Annotated in this window: 9 protein-coding genes; 5 read left to right on the top strand and 4 right to left on the bottom strand. The window is 42.1% G+C overall.

From position 1 onward, the window contains the following. Positions 1-23: 23 nt before the first annotated feature. Positions 24-491, bottom strand: coding sequence for a hypothetical protein (locus EV695_RS12505; RefSeq protein ID WP_131906323.1), 468 nt, complete (start codon positions 489-491; stop codon positions 24-26). A 42-nt stretch (positions 492-533) separates the two neighbouring features. Beyond that, positions 534-935: an OsmC family protein gene (locus tag EV695_RS12500; protein WP_131906322.1), complete on the bottom strand. Its 402-nt coding sequence runs from the start codon at positions 933-935 to the stop codon at positions 534-536. A 297-nt stretch (positions 936-1,232) separates the two neighbouring features. On the opposite strand from EV695_RS12500, the gene EV695_RS12495 reads away from it, so the two are divergent. Then, on the top strand, positions 1,233-2,780 hold the full coding sequence (locus EV695_RS12495; protein ID WP_131906321.1) for a DEAD/DEAH box helicase: 1,548 nt from the start codon (positions 1,233-1,235) through the stop codon (positions 2,778-2,780). Continuing rightward, entirely contained in the window at positions 2,773-3,816 is a 1,044-nt protein-coding gene (locus EV695_RS12490; RefSeq protein ID WP_131906320.1) for a CvfB family protein, read from the top strand. Before EV695_RS12495 ends, EV695_RS12490 begins: the two co-directional genes overlap by 8 nt. A gap of 73 nt (positions 3,817-3,889) precedes the next feature. Here the strand turns inward: EV695_RS12490 and EV695_RS12485 are convergent, their stop codons facing one another. After that, positions 3,890-5,089 (bottom strand): HupE/UreJ family protein, encoded by a 1,200-nt coding sequence (locus tag EV695_RS12485; protein WP_131906319.1) that lies wholly within the window; start codon positions 5,087-5,089, stop codon positions 3,890-3,892. Between EV695_RS12485 and EV695_RS12480 the strand changes: the two genes are divergently transcribed. From EV695_RS12480 to EV695_RS12470, 3 genes are all read left to right on the top strand, one after another. Beyond that, complete coding sequence (locus tag EV695_RS12480; protein WP_131906318.1) at positions 5,084-6,079, top strand: DUF4198 domain-containing protein; 996 nt, start codon at positions 5,084-5,086, stop codon at positions 6,077-6,079. The two genes, EV695_RS12485 and EV695_RS12480, sit on opposite strands and share 6 nt — an antisense overlap. A 176-nt stretch (positions 6,080-6,255) precedes the next feature. Next, positions 6,256-7,116 (top strand): hypothetical protein, encoded by an 861-nt coding sequence (locus tag EV695_RS12475; protein ID WP_131906317.1) that lies wholly within the window; start codon positions 6,256-6,258, stop codon positions 7,114-7,116. A gap of 135 nt (positions 7,117-7,251) precedes the next feature. Then, complete coding sequence (locus EV695_RS12470) at positions 7,252-7,632, top strand: hypothetical protein (RefSeq protein WP_131906316.1); 381 nt, start codon at positions 7,252-7,254, stop codon at positions 7,630-7,632. Positions 7,633-7,972: 340 nt separating this feature from the next. On the opposite strand, the gene purL is transcribed toward EV695_RS12470, so the two are convergent. Then, positions 7,973-11,926 (bottom strand): phosphoribosylformylglycinamidine synthase, encoded by a 3,954-nt coding sequence (gene purL, locus EV695_RS12465; protein ID WP_131906315.1) that lies wholly within the window; start codon positions 11,924-11,926, stop codon positions 7,973-7,975. Positions 11,927-12,267 lie beyond the last annotated feature (341 nt).

The following is a 12,267-nucleotide window of genomic DNA, read 5'->3' as shown; positions in this document are numbered from 1 at the left end:
TTAGGACTACAAATGGAGTCATTTTATATGACTGATGTTACTGCGTTAAAGATCAATAAAGCAACCGCAAAGATTCCCAGAATTTTAATCGCTAAATTGATTTTCTTTTTCTTTGAGCGAATCTTGTCAGCGTCTTGATTGATCGCTTCTAAGTCATTCTGATCAATTGCCGGATCCATCCAGATACGCTCATGGCGTAAATCACTTTCAGCCTCTATCACCGCTATGGCGTGAGTTAATTCAGCTCGATAAGTTTTTTCATTGATATCAACCAGTTGGCGACGCAAGCCGTTATGGAAGTGCATGCCAGCCGCCAGAATATCGTTGAATCGTGCCACATAATGGACATTTTCAGGGTAGTTTGCCTGATTCGTATCGTCCTGATTTGGATCAGCGGCATCAGGTAACTGATCCCAACTTAATAACTTTACCAACCCCGAATCGTCCGTACCTTTTGGTGGAGCTTCTATCACTAAATAGCCTGCTTTCATTGAAAATTCTCGAATGTATGTATAATCGTATTAGATCATGAATCACTCAAAACTACTCATGATATCGACATTCGATCGCAATGTTTTATGAATCGGGCAACGGTCCGCAATTTCCAGCATGCGGTGTTCTTGCTCATCGGTAAAATCACCTTCTAAATGAATCTTACGAATAATGCGTGAGCTACTGCCGTCTATTTCATTAGGCGGAATATAGGTTAAACGAACGGTGATTACATCGAGTTGAATATTTTTGCGTTCGGCATACATACTTAACGTGATAGAAGTACAACTGCCCAGCGCAGACAATAAATAATCGAAAGGCGCAGGTCCTTTGTCATCCCCACCCAGCTCCGTGGGTTCATCGGCAATCAGGGTATGATTTCCCGTTGTTATTGTTTGTGTATAACGTTTGTTGGTACTTTCTACAAATGCTTCAGATTTCATCTCTCGCCTCTTATGCTTGTAGTAATTGTTGAAAGCTTAGTAGAAATTAGACGTATTTTCAGTTGTTTGATTGTTTCTGTAATTAACAAGTAATTCTAAGTGACTGATAAATATGGCCTATAAGAAGGGGGGTGACCTAATTTAATGAGGATTAAATAATATTAGGATTTATAGGTCTTTAACGAGGTTTTAGTAATAGTTATCTTGGTTTTACGTTAGAATAGCGCTCTTATTTTGTTTTAGGTAGAAGTGACTATTCTCCCTTCTCCTAAATCTCCCCTGATACCACGAGCACCCATGAAAAATACACCCGCTAAAGCTGACTTTAAGTCGTTTACTCTATCTCCCTCGATTTATTCTGCAATACAGGAGGCAGGTTTCAAAGAACCTACCGATGTTCAGAATGATTCAATTCCTGCGATTTTAAATGGCAAAGATGTACTGGCGCGTGCCGAAACTGGTTCGGGTAAAACTGCTGCGTTTGTATTGCCATTGCTGGAAAAAATTCTGCGTCAGAAAGCCGCTAAAATTGCTAAGAAGCAACGTTTGGATAAATCCAATGTAGTGGGTGTTCTGATCCTTGTACCAACCCGCGAATTAGCGATTCAGATACGCGAAGAGTTCGAACGTTTCGCGATTAATATCGAACCTAAGGTCAAGTGCTTGAGTGTGTTTGGCGGGGTTAAAATTAACCCGCAGATGATAGCTTTACGCGGTGGCGCTGATGTTTTGGTTTCAACTCCTGGGCGTTTACTGGATTTAGAAAAGAATAATGCGATTCTATTGCATCAGGCGAAAACACTGGTTATCGATGAAGTAGATCGTTTGATGAAAGGTGATTTTGCGGAAGAAATTGATCAAATTATGGCTAAGCTTCCAGCTGGCAGACAGAATCTCATGTTCACGGCAACCTTCCCGCCAAGTATTCGTAAACTGGTACGTAGAATCATGAATGAGCCAGAAATCATAAACGTCGATGATTTATACGATGACGTGAATACCGAGCAACGCGTTATCACCGTTAATCATTCGCGAAAGCCCGAATTATTGGCGCATTTATTAAAAACCAATGACTGGAAACAGGTGTTGGTATTTTGTAGCGCGAAACGCAGTTGCGACAATCTGGTGATGAAGTTAGAAAAACTCGGCGTAGATGCAAGCGCCATGCATGGCAATCAACACCAATATGCACGCGCTGGCGCACTTCGTGATTTTAAAGCGGGTACGTCAAGAGTTTTGATTGCGACTGATGTCGCAGGCCGCGGTATTGATATCGAAGAATTACCCTGTGTCATCAACTACGAATTACCACGATCACCGAATGATTATACGCACCGCATTGGCAGAACAGGCCGAGCGGGTGAAGATGGAATGGCAATCTCATTGATTTCTCACGATGAATATCAGCATTTTAGTGTTATCGAAAAGCGCAATGGGATTCGATTAGAACGCGAACAAATCGAAGGGTTTGAAGCAGATGCAACGGCTCCTCAAATACCTGTGAGTGTTAAGAAAAAGAAAAAACCAAAGAATAAGAAAAATAAACTCTCTAAAAAAGCCCGATTAAAAACGTCTGGTAACAAGACAGATACAGCTAAGTCTGAATCCAAGTCTATGTCCTCTGACAATAAACAGGCAGAAAAACCATCCCTGTATGGCAAAACAAAAAATACGGATGTTGCAGATACCAAGGCTAAAAGTGTTGATAAACCTGCTTCTGCTGCTAAGAAACCAGCGGCAAAGCCAAAAACAGAGAAAGAAACGGCTAAGCCAGAAAAAGTAGACGGAAGCTCTTTATACACAAGGGTTCTACCCAAAAATAACAAAGGTGATTCTGATGAGTAAGAGTCATTACGGCGGAATTAAAGGCAAAAAACCATCTGACACTTCTTCGGCGGATAAACAGAATGATCACGAAGCTAGCGATCACGAAACGATCAGCCATGAACAAGACGACTATAAAAAGGCCGACTACAAACAGGCCGACTACAAACAAGCTGATAGCGAAGAAACGGTAATAGAAGATGATAATTTACATCTTTTCAAACGCGTCAGAATAGGCAGAACCAATGTTTTGAGTGTAGTAAAGCGTTTGCCATTTGGCGCATACCTTTCTGCCAGTTCGCAAAGCGATGAAATCTTATTACCAAAGCGCTACGAGCCAGAAAATTGTAAGGTCGATGATCTACTCAAAGTTTTCATCTATTACGATTCAGAAGATCGCATCATAGCAACTACCGAAATTCCATTGGCCCAGGTGGATGAATGTGCCTTTTTAAAAGTGGTAGATGTGAATAAAGTCGGCGCCTTCATGGATATCGGCTTGATGAAGGATTTGTTCGTGCCTTACGCCGAGCAAGACGTGAAGATGGAAAAGGGTAAGTCCTATGTGGTTCGAGTGTATCTCGATGAGCATAGCGGACGTATCATGGCGTCTTCAAAGCTGGATAAATTCCTGCTGGAAGAATCACATTCGCATCAAGCAGAACAAGCGGTTGATCTCATGGTCTACGCCGAAACAGAGTTAGGTTATAAGGCCGTTGTTGGTACAACCTATGTCGGTTTGTTGTATAAGAGTGAGTTACCACAACCATTAAATATTGGTGATAAATTCAAAGGTTATATCAAAACAGTACGCGCGGATAATAAACTGGATTTGAGCTTAAATTTACCTTCTGAAAAAACACGATCAGATTTGGCGAATCAAATATTGGATCATATTAAAGAACAGGGCGGCTCGTCATCACTGACAGATAAAAGTTCTCCCGATGATATTTACGCACAGTTTAGAGTGAGCAAGAAAGCCTATAAGAAGGCTTTAGGTGCTCTTTACAAGCGACGTTTAATCCTTATCGAGAAAGACAGTATTAAACTGGTTTAATTAACGTTTTATGTTAAGGCACCTTCCCACTTAAAAAAAGTGCCTCAAAGTGGGGAGGTGCCTTTGCTCTTTGCTAAATCCACCCAACGCGCTCTATAAACCAGTAAGCAGCGATAAGTGCAATCACAATAGACGCCGGAATGGTAATTCTGGCGTGATACCAGCTCTTTTTACCGAACCAGTAACCGAACAGAAGGAAACACGCGGCAATCACGCTGAGTTGTCCTAGTTCGACACCAATATTGAATCCGATGAGTCCGCTGACGAAATTACCCTGCGTTAAGCCAAATTCTGTCAGAACGCTAGCAAAGCCGAGCCCATGTAATAAACCAAATAGGAATACCAGAACGGGGCGTAGCCGACTGAGTCTTTCATGGAATATATTTTCCACACAGACATACACAATGGAGGCGGCTATCAGTGGTTCTACGATCGCAGGAGAGATCGAAATTACACCGAAAATACCTAAGGCAAGCGTGACACTGTGAGCCAGTGTGAAACTCGTGACCTGGATTAACAGTGGTTTTAATCGAGTGCTTAACAGAAATAAACCAACAACAAAAAGAATATGATCTAAACCCTTCGGAACGATATGATCGAAGCCAACAGCGATGTAATTGACGAGTGTTTGCCACCATCCCGTTTGTGATGCGCAGCCTGCCTGAGACTGGTTTTCCGCAATTGAGCAATCAAGACCAATAACCACCGGATCACTGCCTTTACCTTCAGTAAGATAGGATGAATATAAATCTGGATTGTCCTCCGAACTTACTCTGAAAACCGCATTACCAAAGCTTTTGTCCCATTGCCAACTGAGGCTTTTGACCCCTTCAGGAATTAATCCAGCAATATTGATGACCGAATCACGCGCTAAATCGAGGTCGCCAACTTCTGGAACTTCGATATCCAGAATACGAACGGGCTCTTCTTTGCCGTCGAATTTAAGTGTCATTTTGCTCAAGAAAGTTTCGCTAAATTTTTCAAATTCCTGAGTAAGTTCTTCCGCTGGAAGCTGCCTTAATCGATCGTATTTCGCTGCATTTTCAGATTGCTCGGTATCATCGTGTTGATCGCCTACCTGTGCTAACAGTGCTTCAATGTTTTGTTGAATGATTAGTTGGTAATAGCCGGCCTTATTAAAAGTGAAATCTACAATCGCCGGGCGTATTTCATGTGCGCTTGCTACAGAAGAAAAGAATAATAAAAACAGTAAGCTAAACTTAATTATGCTATTGAATATAGTGTCTTGCTGTGGGCGATGGAGTAAATGCATAATGCGTATCTTGGCTACTCATTAAAAACTAAAGGATCGAATCATACCGTGTTTTTGATTAAAAGAAAGAGACAATTCAGAGGTGGAGATGCTGCTTCTAAGTGTCTGATATTATTTGTTATATATATGTGCTTTAATAATGTTTTGGCGCATGAAATGTGGCTGGAACCGCTCAACTATGAAATTGCTGCTGGTGATAAATTGCTTGCTTATGAAAAGGTCGGGCAGGATTTCAAGGGGAATAACTACGCCTATTTACACTCCAGTTACCAACGATTGAATTACACCATTAATGGTAAAACGCATCTTTTATCGCCACGTTTAGGTTCTTTGCCCGCTATTCAAACGAATATTCAGGAAGAGGGACTATTGATTTTATCTGCAATGACGACTAGATCAAAATTGACGTATAAGGATCGAGAAATATTCGAGAAGTTCCTGAACGCAGAAGGGCTTGAGTGGGTATTTCAAGCGCATAAGGATCGCAACCTGCCTGAGTCAGGTTTTTCTGAAGTCTATCGTCGTTTTCCTAAATCGCTGGTCAAAGTGGGTAATGGCTTAGGTCAGGATAAGCCTTTAGGGATGCCTCTTGAATGGGTAGCTCTTACTAATCCTTATGAAATTAAAGGTAGTATCAAGCTGCAGTTATTATCGGAAGGTAAACCTTACGCAGGTATTAAAGTGAATGTTTTCAATAAGTTTACAAAGGAACCTTCATCTAGTGAAGCTACATCCAAAGAAACAAAAAACAAAACAACAAAAAGCAAAACAACAAAAGGCAAAACAACAGAAAACAAAAAAATTGATGACGTTGTGCACACTTCCTATTTCACGGATGAGAAAGGTATTCTTAATTTACCCTTGAAAGAGAACAGTGAGTATTTGATCAATGCTGTAAAAATGATTGAACCAGACACTGAGACAAGCCACAAATATAATGCAGTATGGGAAAGTTTATGGGCTTCGATGACTTTTCAGGCAATAAAGTAGAAACGGAATAATACAAAAACAGCTGCGCAATAAGTGCCCAGCATAATACCTTTATTTGTAAGGGTATTTGGTTTATTGTTCTGGGGTTGTGAGCCTATAAAAAATCTAAAAGAAAATAATAAACAAATAAAATCACAATATTTTTGTTAAAAAAATTATTATTCAAGGAAGAAGATATGAATTTAAAACGATTATCCACGACAAGCACTATCTTGTTTTCGGGATTAATGCTTAGCGCATGTTCTCAAACCTCAGGTACTCTCACTGGTCAGCAATCACCACAAGATGAAGTTACCTCTATAGCTCCTACAGGAATCGCACATACACACCCTGCTAATAAATGTACGAATTCAATCACACATACACATCCCAATGGCGGCAATGCCCATAAACATCGTTACGATTGTAAGCCAAACAGCAGAGTGATTACTAAAAAGCCTTCTGTTGCACATACACACCCTGCACAAAAATGTACACGTTCGGTTTCTCATTCTCACCCAAATGGTGGGAGTACCCATTCACACAGTTATAACTGTAAAGGTAATATGAGAAAGAGTGCGAATATGCACACGCATCCTGCGAATAAATGTACACGCACAATCTCGCATGCGCATCCAAATGGTAAACGTGAGCACGTGCATCGTTACAGTTGTCAGGGCAACGCTAAAATGAGCGCGAATAAGCATAAGCACCCAGCGAATAAATGCACACGTTCGATCTCACACGCGCATCCAAATGGCAAAGGCAAACATGCACATCGTTATAGTTGCCAAGGTAACGCAAAAATGAGTGCAAATCAGCATAAGCACCCTGCAAACAAATGCACACGCTCGGTTTCTCATGCGCACCCAAATGGCAAAGGCAAACACGCGCATCGTTATAGCTGTCAGGGTAAAGGCATGGGTCATAAAAAGGGTATGGGTAATGGTAGAGGCGTTGGTTACACACATACGCATCCAGCTAATAGCCTGACCAATTCTGTTACGCATACGCATAGAGCGGGAAGACGTCCACACACACATAACTATGGAAAATAAGACTATCTGAAAGTAATTTTCAGGGTAGATTCAAAAAAGCCTCGCTGTATTCAGTCGAGGCTTTTTTTATGGTAGTGAAGATTTTATAAAGTTGTCATATACTCGGTTACTTACTTTACTCAACTGATGATAGTTATGCGCCCAATTACAAACCCCTTAAACAGCAATTCTAAAAAACACTCTACGCACAATCCATCTGGGTATTTTGTCGCGATGTTTTGTTGTGTCTTAAGTGTGGTGTTAGTAGCGTGTTCTGGCTCTGGTGATAACTCAGGGAAGCCTGGTTCTGCGGCAGCAAAGTCGGGTAAAAACTTAAAACCACATATTCATCCTGAAAATGCCTGTCTTGGCGCAAGAACCCATTCGCATGTTGGCGGTGATAAACAGCATGAGCATTCAATTTCATGTGAAAGCACGAAGGTAAATGCCAATGCGCATATTCATCCTGCAAAAGATGGATATCCTGAGATGCGACATGTGCATCCAAATGGCGCTAATGAGCATTCTCATCGTTGAATGAGTTTGTTTTAATAGCATCAGTTTTTAAAGGTCTTCGATAGAGACATTTAAAAAACGGCTGTAAGTAGGGGGGGTGACCTTCTAGAATTGTTGCTTGCTTAATAAAACAACCGTGCCGTTTTAGAATAGCTTTTCTGCATGCTCTTTATGTCGAGCTTGAGCAAAAGCTGAAGTCATTCAATATCTAACTATTATCTCTAGACATGTTCTCTAGACTAATTCAATAGCAGAACGAAACCACTGCTTGAAACGATTCTTGTTTCAAGCCGTGGTGACGAGTGTAATGAAAAGTTGTGATGACTTGAAATAAGTCCCTCAAGAACGACTTTATTTCTATTTAATCAACCCAGACACGAGCATTTCTGAACATTCTCATCCATGGGCTATCTTCTCCCCAGTTGTCTGGGTGCCATGAATTACTCACTGTTCTCACTACACGTTCTGGATGTGGCATCATGATTGTATAACGACCATCAGTGCTACTTAGACCGGTAATAGCTTGTTCAGATCCATTTGGATTTTCTGGATAGTGTTGCGTTGGCTGACTGTTATGGTCGATATAACGCATGCTGACAAAGCTATTGCTTAGTGCGTTTTCTGCAGTATTCACTCCAGTGAAAACTGCACGTCCTTCACCGTGTGCCACCGCGATTGGCATTTTTGAGCCTTGCATATCTTTGAGCAAGATAGACGGTGAGTCCATGACTTCTACCATCGCAAAACGCCCTTCAAATTGCTCTGACTGATTGCGATAGAATTCTGGCCAGTGACTTGCGCCGGGGATTAAATCGCGTAACTGCGACAGCATTTGACAGCCATTACAGACACCTAAGCCAAAGACATCTTTACGTTCAAAGAAGGCATTGAATTCGTCTTTAGCACGAGCATTGTTGAGGATAGTCTTCGCCCATCCGCCGCCTGCGCCAAGTACATCACCGTAAGAGAAACCACCACAAGCAACCATGCCGTTGAAGTCATCTAATGAAGTGCGACCAGATATTATATCGGTCATGTGCACATCAACTGCACGGAAACCAGCGCGGTCAAATGCCATGCCCATTTCTTGTTGGCCATTGACGCCTTGTTCGCGAAGAATCGCAACCGAAGGTCTCACACCTGATTTGATGTAAGGGGCAGCAATATTCTCAGTAATATCAAAACTTGGTTCAGCGATTAAACCAGTGTCATTGTAGTCTTCGTCTAGTTTCTCGAATTCTTCCTTAGCGCATTGATCGTTATCACGTAAGGCTTGCATGCGATAACTGGTTTCTGTCCAAACCTTGTGTAAGGTTGCACGAGATTCTTCGTAAATGGTTTCATGTGCCCAGGTAAACGTGATTTGATCAGCTTGGTTTGAATCCGCTTCCTTAGTATCAGGTTTACCAATGACGTGAGAGCAATTGCCTAAGTCAGCTTCGCGTAATGCAGAAAGTACTTCTTCGGTATCGGTGTGATGAACTTGAATCACCGCGCCCAATTCTTCTGTGAACAATGCTTCAAGTGGCGTTTTGCCAATATCATCCAGGCGAATAGTAATCCCTGTTTTACCAGCAAACGCCATTTCACATAATGTAGCCAGCAAGCCACCGTCAGAGCGGTCATGGTAGGCCATTAATTTGCCTTCCTGATTGAGCTCCTGAATCACTTTGAAGAAATTAATCAACGCCTGTGGGTCATTCACGTCAGGGGTATGCGCGCCCATTTGTGAATAAACCTGTGACAGAGCAGAGGCAGCAAGGCGATTTTTGCCTTTGCCCAGATCGATCAGGATAAGGTCAGAATCACCTTTGTCCGTTCTAATTTGAGGGGTAAGTGTTTTGCGCACATCATCAACTATCGCAAATGCAGTGGTGATTAATGACAAAGGAGCCGCCATTTCGCGTTCGATGACGCCGTCATCGCTTTGCTGATCCCAAACGGTTTTCATCGATAACGAATCTTTACCCACAGGTATCGCGATACCGAGTTGCGGACAAAGTTCTTCACCTACGGCTTTAACCGTGTCGAATAATGCGGCGTCTTCACCTTCGTAACCCGCAGCTGCCATCCAGTTTGCAGAAAGGAAAATATCAGAAATACTGCCAATTCTTGCCGCAGCAATATTAGTGATCGATTCACCAATTGCCATACGACCCGATGCAGGTGGGTTAACCAATGCAATAGGAGTTCTTTCGCCCAATGCCATTGCCTCACCGTTATAACCGATATAATCGGCACAGGTTACCGCAACGTCAGCCACCGGAACTTGCCAAGGGCCAACCATCTGATCACGATTAACCATACCCGTAATCGTACGGTCACCAATGGTAATCAAAAACGATTTTGAGGCTACTGTTGGTAAACGTAAAACACGCTCAATGGCATCGTCCAGTTCGATTCCATCTAACTCTAATTCTGGCTTGTGGAAGGTTTTGTGATGTACATCACGTAGCATTTTGGGTGGTTTACCGAGTAGCATGTCCATCGACATATCTACGGGGTTATTTTCAAACAGTGCATCACCAACGAGTAAATGTCTTTCTTCAGTCGCAGTGCCAACTACCGCATATATAGCGCGTTCACGTTCACATAAAGCTTTAAAAGCATCTAAACGATCAGCGTCAATTGCCAATACATAACGTTCCTGAGCTTCATTACACCAGATTTCCATCGGTGACATGCTTGGTTCGTCATTAGGAAGCATACGAATTTCGAATTTTCCGCCGCGTCCTGCATCATTTACAATTTCAGGGATAGCATTAGAAACGCCACCAGCACCAACATCGTGAATCCACAGAATAGGGTTGTCATCACCCATTGCAACACAGCGGTCGATAACTTCTTGTGCACGGCGTTCCATTTCAGGATTGCCACGTTGTACCGAAGCAAAATCGAGGCTTTCAGTACTGGTTCCGCTCGCCATAGACGAAGCCGCGCCACCACCCAAACCAATCAGCATTGAAGGTCCACCCAATACAATAATCGGTGTTTCTACCGGGATGTCTTTCATCTCGATGTTATTCGGGCGGATATTGCCTAAACCACCCGCAAGCATAATTGGTTTGTGGTAACCGCGTAGTTCTTTTTCTGAACTTGCGCCAGGTACTTCCGCTTCATAAGTGCGGAAATAACCAGTGATGTTTGGACGGCCAAATTCATTATTAAATGCAGCTGCACCTATAGGACCTTCAAGCATGATGTCAAGCGCGCTATCGATACGAGATGGTTTGCCATGATCGATTTCCCAAGGCATTGGGTATTCTGGAATTTTTAAGTTAGATACTGAGAACCCACACAAACCTGCTTTGGGTTTAGAACCGTTGCCTGTTGCACCTTCGTCACGTATCTCACCACCAGAGCCAGTAGCTGCGCCCGGGAACGGAGAGATTGCCGTAGGGTGGTTATGTGTTTCCACCTTCATCAGCATGTGCACAGCTTCTTCTGAATAGCCGTATTCCTGATTGGCACTGTTCGGGAAGAACTTAGTCGCTTGTGAGCCTTCAACCACAGAAGCGTTATCGTGATACGCAGATAACACACCTTCAGGCGATTGTTTGTAGGTATTTTTGATCATGCCGAACAGGGTTTGATCTTGTTTTTTACCGTCGATAACCCAGTCAGCATTGAATATTTTATGTCGACAATGTTCAGAGTTTGCCTGTGCAAACATCATTAACTCTACATCGGTAGGATCACGGTTTAAATCGGCGTAGTTGTCTGCAAGATATTGAATCTCGTCTTCTGATAATGCTAGACCTAAATCGATATTCGCACGGCTTAATGCAGCTTGCGCATTTTCACCCAAAGGAATGGTTTTAAGTGGTGCAGGTTCAGCGTCATTGAACAGGATAACGGCATCTTGTTCGTCTTCCATCACTACTTCGATCATACGGTCGTGGATGCGGTTAGTAATAAATACGCGCTGGTCTTCAGATAGATTCGTAAAATCGTCTTTATACTCGACAAAGTAAGCGATGCCACGTTCTGCTCTAACGACTTTGCTCATGCCACAGTTATGTAGAATGTCTGTCGCTTTACTCGACCACGGAGAGATAGTTCCGGGACGTGGAGTGACCAGGAATAATTCTCCTAGGGGTTTTTCATCGGACTCTTTCTCTCCTTCCTGCTCGCCGTAGTGCAATAATTCGGTGAGGGTGTCATTTTCTTCATCCGTTAAAGTTTCTGCAACTTTAACAAAGTGCCAGTAACGGGCATGAATATCCGTTAATTCTGGAATGGAATTTTGTAATGATTTTAGGAGTTTAGTTTTGTTGAAATCAGAAAACGCACGACTACCGGGGAGTATTAACATAGCGAATAAATTATCTTCTAAAAAGTAAGAAAGGGGGTAAGGGTGTATGATAAGTTTGCTGGCACTTTTTTAAAAGGCTTAATCAGATTTTATTCACGTTTATTTGGGATTATTTTCCTTTAGCAGCGTTTAATCTAATTCATTTATTTTTATGTGAGCTTCCGATTGAGTTTTAATTCGTTTTTAACGTCATTTTTATGTGTTATTTCTAAGTAGTTTTCTGGTCTGTTCTTGACCCTTTTAAAGTTTTTATCCCTCTTTTACAGAATATTAATTAATTTTAATGAAAATAAATTGCTCATTTTTTAATCAATTTGCTGAGTCTTTTTAACGATAAAAAT

Origin of the sequence: Cocleimonas flava, from assembly GCF_004339015.1 — a bacterium.
Taxonomy (GTDB): domain Bacteria; phylum Pseudomonadota; class Gammaproteobacteria; order Thiotrichales; family Thiotrichaceae; genus Cocleimonas; species Cocleimonas flava.
Note: the sequence above shows the minus strand (reverse complement) of the source record. Positions and strands in the feature narration are given on the sequence as shown.